The 17,324-nt window shown below is 72.1% G+C and carries 15 protein-coding genes; 5 read left to right on the forward strand and 10 right to left on the reverse strand.

All coding sequences use genetic code 11. The features are described 5' to 3' along the window. Positions 1–125: 125 nt before the first annotated feature. Positions 126–1,358, reverse strand: coding sequence for a carboxylate--amine ligase (locus tag IO36_RS05645; protein ID WP_063764826.1), 1,233 nt, complete (start codon positions 1,356–1,358; stop codon positions 126–128). A 140-nt stretch (positions 1,359–1,498) separates the two neighbouring features. Here IO36_RS05645 and IO36_RS05650 point away from each other — a divergent pair, with 140 nt between their 5' ends. Genes IO36_RS05650 through IO36_RS05660 form a run of 3 tightly spaced genes read left to right on the forward strand, consistent with a single transcriptional unit; the run spans position 1,499 to position 4,708 of the window. Beyond that, positions 1,499–2,554, forward strand: coding sequence for an aminoglycoside phosphotransferase family protein (locus tag IO36_RS05650; RefSeq protein WP_037616732.1), 1,056 nt, complete (start codon positions 1,499–1,501; stop codon positions 2,552–2,554). Between the two features lie 37 nt (positions 2,555–2,591). Beyond that, on the forward strand, positions 2,592–3,890 hold the full coding sequence (locus IO36_RS05655; RefSeq protein ID WP_245173130.1) for an NAD(P)-binding domain-containing protein: 1,299 nt from the start codon (positions 2,592–2,594) through the stop codon (positions 3,888–3,890). Then, positions 3,887–4,708: a glycoside hydrolase family 16 protein gene (locus tag IO36_RS05660; protein WP_037616734.1), complete on the forward strand. Its 822-nt coding sequence runs from the start codon at positions 3,887–3,889 to the stop codon at positions 4,706–4,708. The genes IO36_RS05655 and IO36_RS05660 overlap by 4 nt, the downstream gene beginning before the upstream one ends. 58 nt (positions 4,709–4,766) lie before the next feature. On the opposite strand, the gene IO36_RS05665 is transcribed toward IO36_RS05660, so the two are convergent. From IO36_RS05665 to IO36_RS05695, 7 genes are all read right to left on the reverse strand, one after another. After that, the gene (locus IO36_RS05665) at positions 4,767–5,582 is read right to left on the reverse strand and encodes a polysaccharide deacetylase family protein (RefSeq protein WP_037616737.1); all 816 of its coding nucleotides are present in this window, start codon (positions 5,580–5,582) and stop codon (positions 4,767–4,769) included. Next, on the reverse strand, positions 5,579–6,586 hold the full coding sequence (locus IO36_RS05670) for a glycosyltransferase family 2 protein (RefSeq protein WP_063764827.1): 1,008 nt from the start codon (positions 6,584–6,586) through the stop codon (positions 5,579–5,581). The genes IO36_RS05665 and IO36_RS05670 overlap by 4 nt, the downstream gene beginning before the upstream one ends. Further along, positions 6,583–7,878, reverse strand: coding sequence for a lipopolysaccharide biosynthesis protein (locus IO36_RS05675; protein WP_158997234.1), 1,296 nt, complete (start codon positions 7,876–7,878; stop codon positions 6,583–6,585). The genes IO36_RS05670 and IO36_RS05675 overlap by 4 nt, the downstream gene beginning before the upstream one ends. Positions 7,879–7,936: 58 nt before the next feature. Continuing rightward, complete coding sequence (locus IO36_RS05680; protein ID WP_051900023.1) at positions 7,937–9,211, reverse strand: glycosyltransferase family 2 protein; 1,275 nt, start codon at positions 9,209–9,211, stop codon at positions 7,937–7,939. Beyond that, the gene (locus IO36_RS05685; protein ID WP_051900025.1) at positions 9,208–9,969 is read right to left on the reverse strand and encodes a glycosyltransferase family 2 protein; all 762 of its coding nucleotides are present in this window, start codon (positions 9,967–9,969) and stop codon (positions 9,208–9,210) included. The genes IO36_RS05680 and IO36_RS05685 overlap by 4 nt, the downstream gene beginning before the upstream one ends. 216 nt (positions 9,970–10,185) lie before the next feature. After that, positions 10,186–10,614, reverse strand: a complete 429-nt coding sequence (locus tag IO36_RS05690; RefSeq protein WP_037616741.1) for a hypothetical protein — start codon at positions 10,612–10,614, stop codon at positions 10,186–10,188. Positions 10,615–10,622: 8 nt separating this feature from the next. Continuing rightward, positions 10,623–12,467 carry a hypothetical protein gene (locus IO36_RS05695; protein ID WP_051900028.1) on the reverse strand — a complete coding sequence of 615 codons (1,845 nt, stop codon included), beginning with the start codon at positions 12,465–12,467 and terminating at the stop codon, positions 10,623–10,625. Positions 12,468–13,077: 610 nt separating this feature from the next. On the opposite strand from IO36_RS05695, the gene IO36_RS05700 reads away from it, so the two are divergent. Further along, complete coding sequence (locus tag IO36_RS05700; protein ID WP_209441153.1) at positions 13,078–13,797, forward strand: alkaline phosphatase family protein; 720 nt, start codon at positions 13,078–13,080, stop codon at positions 13,795–13,797. Between the two features lie 11 nt (positions 13,798–13,808). Here IO36_RS05700 and IO36_RS05705 read toward each other — a convergent pair whose 3' ends face one another. Continuing rightward, positions 13,809–14,891, reverse strand: a complete 1,083-nt coding sequence (locus IO36_RS05705) for a GNAT family N-acetyltransferase (RefSeq protein ID WP_037616742.1) — start codon at positions 14,889–14,891, stop codon at positions 13,809–13,811. Positions 14,892–15,106: 215 nt separating this feature from the next. After that, the gene (locus tag IO36_RS05710; protein WP_037616746.1) at positions 15,107–16,138 is read right to left on the reverse strand and encodes a lipid II:glycine glycyltransferase FemX; all 1,032 of its coding nucleotides are present in this window, start codon (positions 16,136–16,138) and stop codon (positions 15,107–15,109) included. Positions 16,139–16,480: 342 nt separating this feature from the next. Between IO36_RS05710 and IO36_RS05715 the strand changes: the two genes are divergently transcribed. After that, a complete protein-coding gene (locus IO36_RS05715; RefSeq protein ID WP_158997236.1) occupies positions 16,481–17,179 on the forward strand; it encodes a class I SAM-dependent methyltransferase in 699 nt (232 codons plus the stop codon). Positions 17,180–17,324 lie beyond the last annotated feature (145 nt).

Raw genomic sequence — 17,324 nt, forward strand, 5'->3', positions numbered from 1 at the left:
AGGCAGGGGACTGCCGGGGTCGGCGGCATCCCGCCGGGCCAGGGGCCCGCCGGGGTCAACGGCACGTTGCCGGGCCAGGGCCTGTCGCGGTGAACGGCACCCTGCCGAGCCGAAAACCGCTGGAGTCAGCGGCACCCCGTCGGGCCGGGCCGTCTCGGCCGCAGCAGGCGCCACGTCACCAGTCCCGAGAACCGGACCGCCTCCGCCGCCGCCGGCAGTGGGTCGTCCCAGGAGAGCCAGGCCCGCTCGGTGGGCCGCACGTGCAGCAGATCGGGCGGCAGCCGGCGCTCATGACGCAGCCAGGCCGCCGCCGACGCGAAGTCCAGCTGGCCGGCGACGAAGACCCGCCCCTCCGCCTGGGCGCCGTCCGGCACGGTCCGGCCGGTGAGGTCGAGGTGCATGGCGCGGACGACGTCGACCCCGTCGACGCTCTCGAAGAGGCGGAACTGGGCGCCGGTGCGCGGGTTGAAGTCGACGAGCTTGTACTGCCCGTCCCGGCGGTCGAAGCGCCAGTCGAGGTCCGCCAGCCCGCTGTAGCCGGTACGGCGGCACAGCCGCTCCGCCAGCCGGGCCAGTTCGGAGTTGCGCAGCGCCACCGCCCGGGCGGTCATCCCCGCGTACGGAGGCCAGGAGCGCAGCTTCAGCCCGGTGAACAGGGCGCGCGGAACACCGCCCGCACCGCAGTAGATGTGGGTGATCCAGTCCTCCGCCTGCTGCCGGGGGATGTACTCCTGCACGAGCACGGGCGGCGGCGCGGCGGTCGGAAACCGGGCGAGCAGCGCCCGTTCGGTGGGCACGACGGTGGTGGTGCCGCTGACGGCGGGGGTGCGCAGCCTGCTGAACGGCGCCAGGTTCTTGAGGACCAGCGGATAGCCGAGCTCGCGGCCCGCCTCGACCAGTTCGTCGCGGCTCTCCGGCGCCCGTGACGGCGGCGAGGGCACGCCGGCCTCGGAGCAGATCCGGTGCAGGCTCGCCTTGCAGGCCAGCAGGCGCGGCAGGTGGGCGGGCACGGGCGGGATCAGGAAACACTCCTTCAGCCGGTGCGCGTACTCCGCGAGGAGGATGGCCGCCTCGTCGTCGGTCGGCACCGCCACGCACCGGGCGCCGATCCTCCGGCCGATGGACAACAGGCCGTCCGCGAGCCGCTCCGGCTCCTCGCGGCCGGTGGTCGGCCACACGATCCTGCTCGTCAGATGGCGCGAGAGGGCGACCGGGGTGAAACGGTCCTCGACGACGGCGTGGACGGGCACGCCCAGCCGTCCGACCGTGCGCACCACCCCCAGACTGCCGTGGTGCAGCGGATAGTTGCCGATTCTGGCGAGGAGCACGGGCACCTCGGTGTCCAGCAAGAAGACCACCCGCCCCTCTCCGGGAAGCTTCTCCCGAAAGGAACTAATATGGACGAGGCTCGTAGATCGACTCGAACGGGACAGACAGCCTGAAACCATTATCCCCGTCATGCACGGGTCGTGCCGCTGACAGTCCGGCAAGGTCTGGTATGAAGACACCCGCCAAGATGTCCTCGCTCTCCGGTCTGCTGCCCCTGTACTTTCCGCGCGCTCTGGCCGGTCTCGACGACCGCCTCCGGGCCCACTGGCTCGTGCGCGGCGCCGCTCCCCGGGACATCACCGTGGTCCGGCGTCCCTCGCTGCCCAAGGCGGGCCTGCTGGTGTTCGAACTGCGGCAGGGCGACGGCAGCCTGGTGATCAAACACCCCAGGGACGAGGCCGGCGCCGCCGTCACGGCACGCGAGCGCGAGGTCCTGCAGGAGCTCGCCGCCGACGGCCGGCTCGACCCCTGGCGCGCCGTCCTGCCCCGGGCCGTCGGCTCGCCCGGGCCCGGGGGAACCCTCGCCCAGACCGCGCTCCCGGGCGTCCCGGCCGAGCACCTGATCCTGGACGCCTCCAGGGACCCGTACGCCGCCATGGCACCCGCCCTGCGACTGCTGGCGGAGCTGCGGGCCGCCACCGGACGCCCCCGCAAGGCGGCCGACCGCACCTCCGTCTGGTGCGAGGAACAGCTGACGGTCCTGTCCGGCGGAATGCCCCGCTACGGATCCGGCCGTCGGGCGGCCGAGTTCGAGGCCCTGCGCCACCGGCTGGACGCGGCTCTGACCGGTGCCGTGCTGACGGAGGGCTGGACCCATGGCGACTACCACCCCGGCAACGTGCTGCTCGACCGCGTCCCCCTCCAGGTGACCGGCGTCTTCGACTGGAGCAGCGGCCGGTCCGACGGGCCGTGCGAGATCGACGCCTACTCCTTCGTGCTGGCCCTGCGCAGCACGCTCACCGGCCGCCCGCTGGGAAGCCTGGTCGCCGAGACGCTGCGGGCGGGGCGGATCCCGGACGACGACCGCGCCCTGCTCGCGCTGGCCGGGCTCGACCCGGACGACGGGGTCGCCGACCCGGTGGCGATCCCCCTGCTCAGCTGGCTGTGGCACGTGGTGAACAACGTCAGCAAGTCCCCGAGGTTCGGCCGCAGTTACGGCTGGCTCACGCACACGGTCGCGCCCGTGCTCGGGGAATGCGCCCGCTGGGCCGGTGCGCGGCCGTGAGCGCCGCGCCGTCGCCCGAGACCGGAGGGAGCGACCCATGCCCATGAACACCGGATTCACCGCCCGGTACCGCGTGCCCAGGGGCAAGGGCGGGAGCGGGCGCGTCCACGGCTCCCCGCGGCGGCTGCCCACCGTCGTCATCGGTGCGGGCCCCTACGGACTCGCCACCGCCGCCTGGCTGAGCGCGGCGGGAACGGAACGGCGGGTGTTCGGCGAACCCATGGAGTGCTGGAGCGCCAACATGCCCGACGGCATGTTCCTGAAGTCGGTCCCCGCCGCCTCGTCCGTCTCCGCCCCGGAGGCCGGATACCGGCTGGAGGACTTCCGTACCGCGCGGGGGCACGGGCCCGTCGGCGACCGGTACCCCGTCCCCGTCGAGGAGATGATCGCCTACGGACGGTGGTTCCAGGAGCGCCGTGTACCGGAAGTGGAGCGCCGCAGGGTCCGTTCCATAGGGCGGGCCGACGGTCTGTTCGGCGTCACCCTGGACTCGGGGGAGGAGTTCCTCGCCGGGCGCGTGGTGATGGCCACCGGGCTCGTCCCCTTCGCCCACGAACCCCCTGAACTGACCGGACTCCCGGCGGAGCTGGTCTCGCACACCAGCAGGCATCACGATCTGGGCCGCTTCTCGGGGCAGCGGATCGCCGTCCTCGGTGCCGGACAGTCGGCCCTGGAGAGCGCCGCGCTGCTGCACGAGGCCGGGGCCTTCCCCACCGTGATCGCCCGCGCCCGGTCCGTCGCCTTCGGTACCCCGCCCGACACCGACCGGCCCTCGGACCGCCCGCGCCCGGTACGCGTCCTCAAGCCGGGTTCCCCGCTCGGCCCCGGCTGGTCGCTGCTGGCGTGCGCCCGCGGCGGTGGGGTCATCCGGCATCTGCCGCAGGACGTACGGCTGCGGATGCTGCGCAGCGTCCTCGGCCCGTCCGGCGGCTGGTGGCTGCGGGAGCGTGTGGAGGACCGGGTCCCCGTGCTCTGCGGACGCGGCGTCCGCTCCGCGGTGGCCGAGGACGGCGGGGTGCGTCTGGAGATCGAGGCCGTGGGCGACGGGAGGCGCACGGAGACGCTGCGGGCCGACCATCTGCTGCTGGCCACGGGATACCGGGTGGACGTCGACCGGCTGACGCTGCTGGCACCCGAACTCCGCCGCGAGGTCGAGACGTTCCACGGGGCGCCCCGGCTGTCGTCCGGGTTCGAGTCCTCCGTGCCCGGGCTGTTCTTCACCGGACTGGCGGCCGCTCCCACCTTCGGACCCGTGCTGCGGTTCGTCGCCGGCACCGGATTCGCCGCGCGCCGGCTGGCCGGCGCCGTCGCGGCCGGGTCCCGAGAGCGCCCATGACGAGGTCACGGGGCGCGCTGGTCGGGGTCGTCCTGCTGCTGCTGGCGGCCTGCGGGGCCTGCGGTTCCACGCCCGGGTCCCCCGAGTCCGGGCCACCCGTGCCCGGCGCGTGGCGACTGGTCCTGCGCGACGAATTCGACGGTTCACGCCTCGACACGGGCCGCTGGGCCACCTGCTACGACTGGAACAAGAACGGCTGCACCATCAGCACCAACAACGAACTGGAGTGGTACCAGCCCGGCCAGGTCACCGTGGGCGGAGGGAAACTGACCCTGACCGCCCAGCGCCGGAGCATCCGCGGCAGCGACGGGAAGGTCTACCCCTGGGTCTCCGGCATGATCTCCACCGGCCGGGACGACTGGTACGCCCGGCCGCGGCACACCTTCACCTACGGCTACTTCGAGGCGGCGGTCCGCATCCCGCCGCAGGGCGGCATGACACCGGAGTTCTGGATGATGCCCGCGAGCCGCTACACCCCGCCCGAGCTCGACATCATGGAGTTCCTCGGCACCACGCGCACGGTGTCGATGTTCGTGCACTGGAAGAACGCCGAGGGCGCCGAGCGCAAGCAGCGGGGGACGTTCACCGCGCCCGGTTTCCCCGACGGCTATCACCGCTTCGGACTGCTGTGGGAGAAGGACCGGCTCGTCTGGTACGTCGACGGGGTCGAACGGTTCCGGGTGACCGCGCCCGAGCGCATTCCTCATGTGCCGATGGAGGTCATCCTGAACCTGGCCGTCGGGCTTCCCTACACCCCGCCCCCGGGTACCGACTCGGCGCGTATGAGCGTGGACTGGGTCCGCGTCTGGCAGCGGTGACAGAACCTCAGGAGAGGGCAGGACAACAGGAGGTGCGTCCGGCCGGCCGGCGGCAGGGTCAGGCGGGTATCGCCCGGTACGGCAGTCCGCTCATCGCCCGTGCCCGGCGGTAGGCCCGCCAGCCCCTGGTCCGCAGTCCCTCCGCGAACGGTGCCACGGGCGCACCCTCGCCTCCGGTCCAGTGCGCGAACCGGTTCCGGTCGGTGTCGGCCCGGACCATGAGCCGGGCGAACCGCAGCGGTTCGTCGGTCTCCGAACTGAACGCCGAGTCCGCCCGGATGGCGGCGGCCGAGACCCAGCCGGCCTCCCGGACCACTGCGCGGACACCCCGGCTGGAATAGCCGTGCGGGTAGGCGAAGGCGTCGACCTGGTGCCCGAGCGCGTCCTCGATGCGCTCCTTGCACCCGGACACCTCCTCCCGCACCGATGCCCGCGGCAGCGTGTCCAGTTGAGGATGCGTCACGGAGTGCCCGCCGATCTCGACCCCGGCCGAGTCCAGTTCCTTGACGCCGGCCCAGTCGAGCGTGGCCACGGACGGGAACGGTCCGCCCCCCGACGGCCGGCCGGCGGCGTCCAGGGCGCCCGTGGTCACGTACAGCGTCGAGGGAAGTCCCCGAGCGGCGAGCTCCGGAGCCACCGTGGTGGCGAAGTCCGCGTATCCGTCGTCGAAGGTCAGCACCGCCGCCCGCGGGGGCAGGGGAGGGCCTCCGAGCAGCCGGGTGACCAGCTGTCGCAACGGGACGACGCGCAGTCCGCTGTCGGCGATCAGGTCCAGGTGCTCCGTGAAGGTGCGGGGACTGACCGTGAACGGGGCCAGCCACGACGGGGTATCGTCCGACACCGCGTGATAGAGGAAGACGGGTACGACGCTCATGTCCGCACCGCCCTCGTCGGCGTCGCCACCCCGGGGCGGGACCCGGCGGCCGTCTCGGAACCCAGCGGCCGGATCGAGCCGACGATGTAGCCGGCCACGGTGGCGCCCACGCCCCCGGCCAGCGCCCCGATCCTGCGCAGCGCGCCGGGTCGCCGGATCCGGGACACGTTGCGGGCGAGGGCCCGAGAGATCGTCGACCGTACGTAGGCGCGCTCGTTGGCCAGGGCGGGTCCGCGCCCGCAGCGCCGTGCCACCAGCGCCTTGGACAGCCCCTCGATGTAGCAGCGGTTGCGGAAGTAGGCCCAGCTGGTTCGGGACTCCGGGACCCGGTGCCGTATCTCGGCGGCCGGTTCGTACAGCAGGACGGCCTCCGGGTCGCGTGCGGCGAGCCGCAGGCAGAAGTCCGTCTCGTCGCAGCTGGCCACCGGACGGCTGCCGACCCGCCCGAAGGCGTCGAAGAAGCCGCCGACGGCGATCAGTTCGCTCCTGCGGAAGGACATGTTGGCGCCGATGAAGTTGCGGACCGGAGCGGCGTGCCGGGGCTGCCCCCGGTAGGAGCAGCCCACCACCCAGTCGAACTCCGGGGGGAACCACACCGGCCTTCCGGTCAGCCACCACGGCCGGACGAACCCGCCGACGCCCACCACACGGGGATCGCGGTAGGGCGCCAGGAGACGGCCCGTCCAGCCCGTTTCGGCCGTGGCGTCGTCGTCGAGGAAGGCCACCACCTCGGAACGCGACACCGACACCCCCGTGTTGCGGCCCCCGGACAGCCCCCGGCGCCGCTGGTTGGCCACCACGTGGACGCCGGACAGTTCGCGCTCGGCGCGTTCCAGGAGGTCCTGGTTGTGGTCGACCACCAGCACGACCTCGTCGGCGGGCGGGTCCTGGACCAGCACGGACCCGATCGCGGCCCGGGTGTCGTCCCAGCGGTCGAGGGTGTAGGCGCAGATGACGACCGCCAGGGTCGGGAGCGTGCGTTCGGCGGAGAGGGCGCTGTTCATGATGACCCTTCGGGGACGGGGACGAGCCAGCGGGACCGGGTGACGATCAGGAAGCCGGCGATCAGGCACTGGGTGACGAGCCAGGCGATGCCCGCGCCCACGACGCCGAAGTGCGGCAGCAGCGCGCGGGTGAGCCCGAGCACCAGGACGCACATCACCACCTGCAGCCACACGGCCCAGCGCAGCCGGCGCCGGGCCCGCGCCACGTCGATGGCGACGCTCAGCACCAGGTTCGGCACCGCGGACAGGGCCAGCAGACGGAGCAGCATGCTTCCCTCGGCCGCGTACGAGGCGCCGAACAGGGAGAGGATCTGCGGGGCCGCGACGACCAGCAGGACCGTGACGCCGCCCAGCAGCAGACCCGAGTGGCGCAGGACGCGCAGGGAGTGCTCCACGAGCCGTTCGGGCCCGCGCACGGCCTCCGCGAGCAGCGACGTCCCCATGTTGCGGGCGATCAGATACGGCACGTAGGCGACGTTCCAGGCTACGGAGAAGTAGGCGCTCTGCTCGGCGCCGAGGGTGTTCAGCACGATCAGCGGGACCACGGTGTACGCGGCGACGCGGAACAGGGACCCGAACCAGTCGGCGGCGGCGTACCCGAGCATGCGCGGCGGTGGCGGCGCGGCCTTCGTCTCGCGTTCGTGCCGGGGGATGCCCCTGCCCATCAGGACGGCGTTGGCCACGACCAGCGACACCACGAGGGCCCCGGCCCAGGACATGAGTATCCCGGAGAAGAGGGTCAGGGCGGCGCCGAGGCCCAGCAGCAGGATCTTGACGACGGCGAAGATCAGGTTCTCGCCCACGACCCAGCCCGGCATGCGGACCGCGGTGAGCGCGCCGTCCTGCAGCACGAAGACGGCGTAACCGGCGGTCGCGACCACGAAGCAGACCGCGGTGACCGGTGTCAGCAGGAACTCGAGTTTCGGGGCGACCGTCGGCACCAGGGCGAGGAACGCCACGGCCACCAGCACGCTGCAGGACGTGCTCGCGGCGTAGCAGGTGAGGACCAGACGGCGGGCGCGGTGGCCGGAGGTCGGCACGAACCGCACCAGGAAGTCGTTCAGGTTGAGCTGGCCGATGCCCGTGAGCAGCAGGGACGCGGAGAGCGCCGAATAGCTCAGGCCCACGGTCCGCTCGTCGTACCAGTGGGTCGCGAAGGTCCAGAAGAAGAAGCCGAGCCCGGCGTTGACGAGGGAACTGACCGCGAGGACGTGTCCCGTGCGCAGGACGGGTTCGCCCGGGAGCGCGGCGGCGACACCGGCGCGCAGCATGCCCAGGGGCCGTCGTCGCATACCGGCGCCTCCCGCCGCCGAGTCGGTCACCCGACTGGTGTCCAAGCCGCTCACCTCGTCAGTGGGATCCGGCGCCGGCGCCGGTGAGGCGTCCGCGGAGATAGCCGCAGGGGCCGTAGACCATCCCGCGCACTTCGAGGAGCGCCAGACGCCGGGACCATCCGGCCTCGGGATCGGCGCCCCGGTCGCGTGACCGGGCCACGGCGTACCGGATGCCGCGGGGCAGTCGCCGCAGCAGGGCGGGGAGCCGGCGCGGGTCGCTGAGCAGCGCGCCGGTGAGATAGGCGCCGAGGCCGGCGCCGTAGCCGAAGGCCTGTGAGGCCACGGCGTCCATGGTGCGGCGATGGCAGTGCCACACGATGGCGCCGGGCTGATAGGCGAGCGTGTGCCCGGCGGTCAGGGTCTCGAAGAAGGCCAGCAGGTCGTCCCCGCCCCGGCCGGGGGTGCCGGCACCGGTCGCCGTGTCGAAGCCGCCCAGGGCGCGCAGCACCTCGGTACGGAACGCCATGTTGGCGCCCGAGCCGAAGCGCCCGGCGGTGAACGGGAACAGCGGGTCGGCCGGCGGGTCGAAGAGGGACCACGTCCGGGGCACGTACCCCTTCGCGAAGCCGCCCTGCCGTTCGAGGGCGGTCTGGGCCGGGGTCTCCAGTTCGGCGGGCACGATCAGTCCGGTGACGCAGCCGATCCGGGGGTCGCGCGCGAACGTGTCGGCCAGTGCCGACAGCCACCCCGGGTCCACGAGCGTGTCGTCGTCGGTGAAGGCGACGACGGAGCCGCGGGCCCGGGCGAGCCCGACGTTGTGCCCGCGGGCCAGCCCGGCGACGGGTTCGCGGACGTAGCGCACCCGGTCGGGGAACTCCGCGCGGACCAGGACCTGGGCGGTGTCGTCCGCCGGGGCGTTGTCGACGACGATGATCTCGAAGTCGGTGTAGGTGGAGCGCAGCAGCGAGTGCAGGCAGTGCCGCAACCGCTCGGGGCGGTCGCGCGTCGCCACGATCACGCTGATGACGGGTGTCTGGCGCAGGGTGCGGGGCCGGGCGGCGTCCGGAGCGGCGGTGCGGTCCGTGGCCCGGTGGCGGGCGAGCTGTCCGGCCAGCTCCACGCGGGCGGTGTCGGCCAGCGCCCGCCACAGTCCCTCGGGCCCCGAGGCGTCAGCGGCGCTGACCATGCCCAGGGGACGGCCGTTCAGCCGTACGAGCGCCCTGGCCTGCCCCCGAGGCCGGGCGGGCCCCCTGTCCCCGGGCAGCCGGAACTCGCCCGGACGGGCCAGGTCGATGTCGACCACCGGCACCGGGGGCCGGACGAGAGGCGGGGGGACGGGGGCGGAGCTCACGATGCGCTCCGCTCGGGCCGCCGAGCGGAGGCCCGGGCGGCACCGGGGCGTTCCGAGAGCAGGGTGCGCAGCACCCGGCGCCCGTCGGAGATGGCGTGCAGGTTCGAGCAGCCGCTGCGCCGGGGCAGTTCCAGGCTGGGGACCTCGGCGATGCGCAGACCGGAGCGCAGGGCGTGCACGATCATCTCGGCCTCGATCTCGAAGCCGGCGGCGTGCAGGTCCAGCTGGTCGAGGAAGCTGCGCCGGAAGGCGCAGTAGCCGTAGCAGAGGTCGGTCAGGCAGGCGCCGTACAGCCGGTTCGCCGCGAGCAGGAGCACATGGTTGCCCATCTTGCGGATGGGGGTGATGTCGAGCGAGCCGCCGCCCGCGACGAACCTCGAACCCTTGACGAAGTCGTAGCCGTGGTCGAGGAAGTGCACGAAGTGGGGGATCTCCGCCGGCGACATGCTGCCGTCGGCGTCCATCATCACCACGTAGTCCCCTTTGGCCTCCAGGAAGCCGGTGCGCAGCGCGTTTCCCTTGCCCGGGCCGTTCTGCCGGACGTTGCGCACGGTCGGCAGGCAGTGCTGGGCCATGGGGACCGTGGCGTCCGTGGAGTCGCCGTCGACGAGGATGACCTCGTCCACGCACGCCGGGATCTGTTCGAACACCCACGCGATGTTGCGTGCCTCGTTGAGAGCGGGGACGACCAGGCTGACGGTGGCCTGTGCCCCGGCTTCACGCTCGTTACCGATGACCGGGTCGTTGTACATGATCATGCATCTCCGAGTGCTCCCATACGGCATATGTTTACGTCGTATATCTACACCTTCACCCGATTTGTGAGTGACGTCAAGCGCCCGGCGGCGGTCTGTGGACGACATGGCTCCGCCCCCGCCGGGCGGGCGGGGGCGGAGCGGGTCTTCGGGGCTGCGGGGCGGTTGTGAGGCCCTGACGTGGTGCGACGCGGCGTCCCGGCCGGGCCGCGCGGTGCCTCACTCCGCGTCGGGCGGCTCGGACCGGCCGGTGCCGGCCGTCGACGGGTCCGCGTCCGGGGCGGTCTGCGGCTCCCGGTGCCGGTCTCCGCCGGGCCGGGGCAGCAGCGCCAGGACGGACGTGACGGCGGCGAGCACGAGCAGCGCCCGGGTGACCGTGAACGTGCCGCTCAGGAACAGCGGTTCCACGACGAGCACCGCCGCCGACAGGCTGAGCGTCAGGGCCAGGACGCCGGTCTCCAGGACCGCGGTGCGGTCCGTGAACCGTCGCCTGCCCGGCCGGGCCCACCGCGAGGCCGCCAGACCGGGGCAGACGAGCAGGAACGCCGTCGTCACGACGGCGCGCAGGACCAGGGCGTCCGGCAGGAGGGTGACCGCGGCCAGGGCCACCCAGCCGGACAGCGCGAGTCCCCAGCGTGTGGTGGTCATGGCCCGGCTCAGCTCTTCGCGCCCTGGTACCGGTAGACCACCGCGTCCTTGCTGCGGTAGACGGGGACGAAGCCCGGAGTCTTCGCCAGGGCGGCGTCCATGCGCTGCACGGTGCCGCCGGGCAGGATCCCCCTCTGGTAGAGGTCGGCGGCCTGGGCCCGGCTCAGGATGATGTAGGCGGGCTGCTGCGGGTCGGCCCGCTGGATGAACCCCTCCAGGCCCTTGACCGGATCCTCCACCAGGCGCCGTCTGTCCTGGAGGTCCTGCTCGTCCATCTGCACCTGTGGGTTCTCGTCGTAGCGCAGGTACAGGCCGGGAACGGCCGACGTCAGCGAGACGACGGTGGACCCGGGAGGAGCGGTCGCCGCGACGAACCGTCCGGCCGCCACCTCCTCCTGCGTGAAGTAGTTCGCCGATTCCTTGCCGTAGTAGCCGAACATGAGTCCCCCGAGCAGGGCGAGCATCAGCGGATACGCGGCCAGCACCCCGAGGCGCGGCCGCCGGCCCGGCTCGGGAGCCGGTCGCGCGCTCCGGCCGAGCAGCAGGGCCGCGATCAGGAGCGAGGCCGCGGGCAGGGCGAAGAGATAGGCGCGGAAGATCATTTCTCCGCCGTAGGCGTTCGCGGCCAGCAGCGGCACCGGGGCCACGAGGAGCAGGGGCAGGCCGGTGCGGCGGACCCAGGGGCGGGCGAGGAAGGCGACGGCCGCCAGGACGAACACCGCGGCGGACAGGCCCCTGTCGATCCAGGACACCACGACCTGGCCCGGGGCCGCGGCGCCCAGGGCGGCCAGTCCCGAGACCACGTTGGTGTCGGGCTTCAGCAGGGAGTTCAGGAAATCGCCCAGGTTCTGCGAGAGGTAGGGGCGGGCGACGGTGGCGTCCCAGATCACGGCCAGCACCACCGTGCCGGCCAGGACGGGCAGGACGGTCCGCCGGTTGCGCCGCGGCAGCGAGAGCGCCACCAGCGCGCTGATCAGCATCAGCGGTGTCAGTGGGTGCGAGGAGATAATGACGGCCGCGAGCACCATGACCACCACGAAGCGGCCCACCGGCCACCGGCCCGCGCGGGTCTCGCTCGTGCGGTACAGCGCCGAGGTGGGCAACTGCCCCATGACGAGGGCGATCACCGTCACGAAGAGCAGGAACGCGAAGGCCTGGGGTGCGAAGTAGTCCTGTCCGACCCAGGAGCACGAGTAGTAGACCCACGCCGCCCCCCAGATCAGCCGGCGGTCACGCGTCACCGTCCGGTGGAGCAGCAGCAGGGGAGCGAGCAGTACGGCGTTGAAGACGGGCGGGGTCCACGTCGCGTAGCCGAGCGCGGAATGCAGGCCGGTGGCCTGGAGGAAGAACGCGTTGAGGTCGAAGAAGCCGGGCCACTGGTTGTAGATGGCGAGCTTGTCCGCGTGGGGCACCTCGCCGTGGTGGCGGATCACCGCGTCGACGACCGCCACGTGTTTCCACGCCCAGCTGTACCGCAGCGTCGGGTAGAGGAGCGTGGGGGTCGCGTGGATGACCGCGATCAGTCCGAGGACGTATCCCGCGAACCACCCGCCCGTGGTGCGCCGTTCGGCCAGGGCCAGGCAGAACCCGAGGGCGAGCAGGCCGAGCGCGATCCAGAAGAGCACCGGCAGCACCTGCAGCAGGCCGTAGTCGCGCATTCCGGCCAGATCCACATGGCGCAGCGACAGCAGCCACAGGGCGAGGGCCGCGGGAAGGATCAGGCGGGACGCCCACTGGAGTGCCGTGATCCGGCCGGAGGAGTGCCGCTCCCCGGCAGCGGTACCGGGCCGTCGGGTGACGGCTCCGGTGAGGGACGCCACGCGCCCGGCGGTCAGCGTCTGGAGCTTGCCCATGAAGAGCTCTCCCGGAGAACCGGTGCTCCGACGGCGGTCCTCGTGTCGCGGAACGCCGGCTCCCTGAGGCGGCCGGTCGTCCTGCCGCCACGGCCGACAGGGGCGTTGACTCGACGCATGTGCACCTTCCGGATCCGGCCTGTCGGTCTCCCGACCCGACGTGACGGCCCTCGGCGACACAGCCGTCGGCACTCCCGTTCGTCGGTCCGCGGCAACGCCGGATGGCGACCAGCAGGAGGTATCAATACTGATTGTGACGGTATTTCCGATTGCTGCAAGTGGCAGCCCGCGGCGATCACGCGCGGCGCGCGGAGCGGCGGCGCCCGGACGGAGAGCGGTGGAGCGGCGGATGAGAGGCGTACGACGGGGGCCGGGATCGCCGGTGGTGAGGGGGTTCCTTCGGCTCGGGCCGGGATCCCCGGTGACGAGGAGATCCCTCCGAGCCCGGCCGGGATCCACGGTGGCGAGGAGGCTCCTGCGAACCGGTCCCGGATCCCCGGTGGCGAGGAGGCTTCTCGCGTGGGCAGCCGTGATGGTGACGCTCCTCGCGGGCGCCGGCTGTGGCGACGCCGCGGGCCGGACCGGGCTTCCCCGCCCGGACCATATCGTCGTGGTCATCGAGGACGATCAGCCCTACGACGCCGTCATCGGCAACGAGGAAGCCCCCTACCTCAACCAACTGGCCCGGCGGGGCGCCTCGCTCACGCAGTACTACGCCCTCACGCATCCCAGCCAGCCCAATTACCTGGCGCTCTTCTCGGGTTCCTTCCTGGGGGTCGACGACGACTCCTGCCCGCACCGGCTCACGTCCCGCAATCTCGGCACCCAACTCCTCCAGTCCGGCCTGACCTTCACGGGCTACGCGCAGAGCATGCCGCGCCGGGGTTTCACCGGCTGCGCCGACGGTCCGTACGTACGGCGGCACAACCCCTGGGTCAACTTCGACAACCTGCCCGCCTCCGTGAACCGCCCCTGGACCGATTTCCCGCACGACTACACCAAGCTGCCCACGGTCGCGTTCGTCGTCCCCGACCTCGAGCACAACATGCACGACGGCGGTGTGCGGCAGGGGGACACCTGGCTGCGGGACAACCTCGGCGGCTATGCCGACTGGGCGATGACCCACAACAGTCTGCTCGTCGTCACCTGGGACGAGGACGACGGGAAGGGCCCCAACCACGTCCCCACCGTCCTGGTGGGGCAGCACGTCCGCCCGGGCGACCATGCCCAGCCGAACAACCAGTTCGGGCTCCTGCGCATGCTCCTGGACGCCTACGGCCTGTCAGCCCTGCACCACAGCGACGACGTGGAACCCGTCGACGTGGGCTGAGCTCCCTGACCTCAGGGGTCCTGAAAGCGGATCAGGCGTTTGACGGCCGACCGCAACCGGCGGTCGGCAGCCGAGACGGGAATCCGTTCCCGCAGGAGGCGCGGGGAGGAGAAGCTCTCCGCGCCGAATCCGGCCTTGAACTCGGCGAGCGAGGACCCCGGGGCGGACTCTCCCATGTCGAAGGTCCGGCAGGACGCCTCGCACGCGTCCTCGATCGCGAGCCGGTAGAGCAGCGGAACGGCCCGGACCGGATGGGCCAGTTCCCGGTCCATGGCACTGCGCCACATCTTGGCGTGCCCGCCGTGGCGCAGCACGATGCACGCCCCCGCGGGCTCACCGGCGCGCCAGGCCATCCAGATCGCGCACCCGTCACCGAGCCGGGCCGCCACCTCCGCCAGCCGTTTCTCGGGGAACTCCCGGGTCCTGCGCCAGCGGGCCAACGCCAGCGGCTCGTGCTGCTGTTCGGCCCACCGCACGATCGACTTCCGGTACAGCTCGTAGAAGGCGGGAACGAGCCGGCCGCTGCGGTCCACCTCGACGTCGACGTCCGAACGCTCGGCCCGGCGGACCTCCCGTCGCATCCGCCGCCCGATGCGCTGTTCCCAGACCACTCCGAAGCCGCCGTCGAGGTCCACCATCTGCGTCATGTGCGGCTGCAGATCGAAACCGGCGGCCGCGGCCGCCCAAACGGCCTGGTCCGCCGGCCTCAGCCGCACGGCGATCCGCAGCGCCCGCAGCCGCGCGAGGTCGGCGAGGACGGCACGCGCCTCCGCCGGGCCGACGCTCTCCGGGCACACCGGCCCTCCGATGCCCCACTGGGCCGGCCAGGACTCCGCCGCGTCCAGGAACGGCGGGCGGCGCCTTCTGCCGACGAGGGGAAGCACGAGCCGCCGGCCCCGCTCGAACTCGTAGAGACGGCTCGCGTCCCGGTACGGTCCCGAGGCGCACAGACAGTCCAGCCAGTGCGGAGTCTGGCTGGGGTTGGTGTCGGGGTCCTTGCCCGCCAACTCCCACCAGATGTCACGCGGCGCCGGTGTGGTGACGAGCGCGGGACCGGCCGGAGTGTCGATCGGGAACTCAGCAGGTGCGTTCACGGACCTCTCCTGCCGGGCGCAGGGGCCCCGCGAGGACGACGCTCGCGGACCGAGGACCCACGTGCCTACGTCCGATGCTAGGCGGGGCGTCCGGCCAGGGCATCTCGGTGGGACCGGGCGTCGCTCGCCCGTGAGGACCGGGGGCAGGCGTTCTCGAGGGCCGGGCGTCGGAGGTCCTCGTCGTCCTGGCGTCGCCCGTCCTCGGGGACCGCGCGTCACTCGTCCTTGAAGCCGATGAGCCGCTTCACGGCGCCCCGCAGCAGCTGATCGCCCGCCGTGAGGGGGAGCACTTCCCTGCGGCAGCCGAAGGACGGGTAGCCGTGGGCACCGAGCCGTTCCTTGAAGACGCTGACGGAGGAATCGGGGGCGGAGTCGCCGAAGTGGTAGAACCGGCAACCGGAAGCGCAGGCGTCCTCGATGGCGAGCTTGTGCAGCAACGTGGTGGCGCGCACGGGGTTGGCCAGCTCCTTGACCATGCCCGCCCGCCAGTACTTCGCGTGCGGCCCGTGGCGCAGCACGATCATGGCCGCCACCGGCTCACCCCGGTACGAGGCCATCCACACGGCACAGGACTCCGCGAGCGTCTCCGCGACCGTCTCGAACTTGAGCAGCGGATCGATCCGGCTCCTGCGCCAGCGGGCCAGCGCCAGCGGCTCGTTCGCCTGCTGCGCCCACCGGGCGATCGAGTGCTGGTAGAGGGCGTAGAACTCCGGCACCAGGCGCCCGGTGCGGTCGACCTCCACCTCGACCCCCGCCTTCTCGCCCTTGCGCACGGCGGTTCTCACCGAACTCTTGAAGTGCCCCCACACATCACCGAAACCGCCGTCCAGATCCAGGACGTACGTCGTGTGCGGCACGGTGGTGAAGGCGGAGGGCACGCACGACAGCCACACGGGGTCCACGTTCGGGCCGAACCGGACGGAGACACGGTTCGAGGGGAGCCGGGCCAGATCCTCGAAGACGGCGCGCACGTGCCGCGGGTCGGGCGCCTGAGCGGTGACGGGAGCGCCGATGCCCCATTCGGAGGGCCAGGCGTCCTGGGCGATCAGCCGGGCGGGCCAGCCGCGCCTACGGGCCAGCGGCACGACGATCCCGCCGGAATCGCCGAACGCGTAGAAGCGGCTGGCGTCGTCATAGGAATCCGTCGCGCAGATGCAGTCGAGCCAGTCCGGGGTCTGGGTGATCAGCGCCCGGTCGTTCTGGTCGACCCATCGCTGCCAGGTGTCGCGGGGCGCCGGAGACGTCACGTCGAGACCATTGCGTCTCGCCGAGGTTCGAGGGCCCGAAAAGCGCATGGATCCAGTTCCTCATCCGTCGCGAACGGTAGGCGTTCTGAACCTTCACCCACCAACACTGCTCTGTCGTTCAGCGGGCCGCATCTCGGCCGCGGAACGCGCGTTGCCGTTGCGCGCGGAGAGCCGGACCCTCTTCGCCACAGAGTGGCGCATTCGGGGAAAAAGGTATGATTGACCTGCAAGGAGCGACCGTAATTCGCCAGTCGACAGAGGTAATCCGTGGACCAGTTGGCAGGAACCCAGACCTCCACGCGCATGGTGCGCCTCCATCAGCGATTCCCGACCACGCGCCTGATGCACGATGCGCGTCGCGTGCTCGACGAGGGGATCGACCTGTTCCGCCTCAAGCTCGACGCGCTGCCCGACGGCATCTACCAGCCGGTCCCGGGCATCCATGTGCGAAGGGCCAAGCGATCCGTCGGTACGGGGTCGCGCTGGGAGGCCATGGAACCGGTCGTCGAGCGGCTCCGGGTGGAGAGCGCGCTCGACGTGGGAGCGAACGTCGGCTACTTCCCGATCAGGCTCGCCCAGCGCGGAATACCCTCCGTCGCGCTGGAGGCGGACCCCAAGTGCGTACGGACGGCGACGACCGCCGTGCGGCGGAACGGGCTCGACAACGTGGCCGTGATGAGCCTCGAGTTCCGCCCCGACACCCTCCCCCTCCTGCCGGCGACCGACTGCACCCTCCTGCTGTCCTTGTGGCACCACCTGGTGCGGGAGCTGGGTTTCGGCACGGCCACCGACATGCTCCGCGGGCTCTGGGACAAGACCGGCAAGGTGATGTTCTTCGACAGCGGCGAGGACGAGATGCCCGAGTCGTTCGGACTGCCCCGCATGGAGCCGACCCCCGACGTCTGGCTCACCGAGTACCTGCTGAAGAACTGCGCGGGCGGGCGGGTCGAACACCTTGGCCGGCACCGCGCCTTCGACGCCGACGGCCTGCCCGCGGATCGGGCGCTCTTCGCCGTGATCCGGGAAACGCCGGACGCGTAGGCCGCGTCGACTCCTTGCGCCAGGTGGAGCGCTTTGAGAACGCCTTCACTCCCCATCTCCCCTCCGGACCCCGGTCCGCCTCGGTCTTCACGGGCGGCCGATGGCTTATCGTCGAGTTCGCTCCGTATGCGAAGTTCACCGGCGT

Origin of the sequence: Streptomyces aureus (assembly GCF_000725495.1) — a bacterium.
Taxonomy (GTDB): domain Bacteria; phylum Actinomycetota; class Actinomycetes; order Streptomycetales; family Streptomycetaceae; genus Streptomyces; species Streptomyces aureus_B.

What these genes read in the sequence shown, in the direction of transcription:
- IO36_RS05685 (WP_051900025.1), bottom strand. Translation starts at nt 9,969, where the DNA reads ATGATCATGTACAACGACCCGGTCATCGGTAACGAGCGTGAAGCCGGG.
- IO36_RS05675 (WP_158997234.1), bottom strand. Translation starts at nt 7,878, where the DNA reads ATGCGACGACGGCCCCTGGGCATGCTGCGCGCCGGTGTCGCCGCCGCG.
- IO36_RS05670 (WP_063764827.1), bottom strand. Translation starts at nt 6,586, where the DNA reads ATGAACAGCGCCCTCTCCGCCGAACGCACGCTCCCGACCCTGGCGGTC.
- IO36_RS05695 (WP_051900028.1), bottom strand. Translation starts at nt 12,467, where the DNA reads ATGGGCAAGCTCCAGACGCTGACCGCCGGGCGCGTGGCGTCCCTCACC.
- IO36_RS05655 (WP_245173130.1), top strand. Translation starts at nt 2,592, where the DNA reads ATGCCCATGAACACCGGATTCACCGCCCGGTACCGCGTGCCCAGGGGC.
- IO36_RS05715 (WP_158997236.1), top strand. Translation starts at nt 16,481, where the DNA reads ATGCACGATGCGCGTCGCGTGCTCGACGAGGGGATCGACCTGTTCCGC.
- IO36_RS05690 (WP_037616741.1), bottom strand. Translation starts at nt 10,614, where the DNA reads ATGACCACCACACGCTGGGGACTCGCGCTGTCCGGCTGGGTGGCCCTG.
- IO36_RS05650 (WP_037616732.1), top strand. Translation starts at nt 1,499, where the DNA reads ATGAAGACACCCGCCAAGATGTCCTCGCTCTCCGGTCTGCTGCCCCTG.
- IO36_RS05665 (WP_037616737.1), bottom strand. Translation starts at nt 5,582, where the DNA reads ATGAGCGTCGTACCCGTCTTCCTCTATCACGCGGTGTCGGACGATACC.
- IO36_RS05660 (WP_037616734.1), top strand. Translation starts at nt 3,887, where the DNA reads ATGACGAGGTCACGGGGCGCGCTGGTCGGGGTCGTCCTGCTGCTGCTG.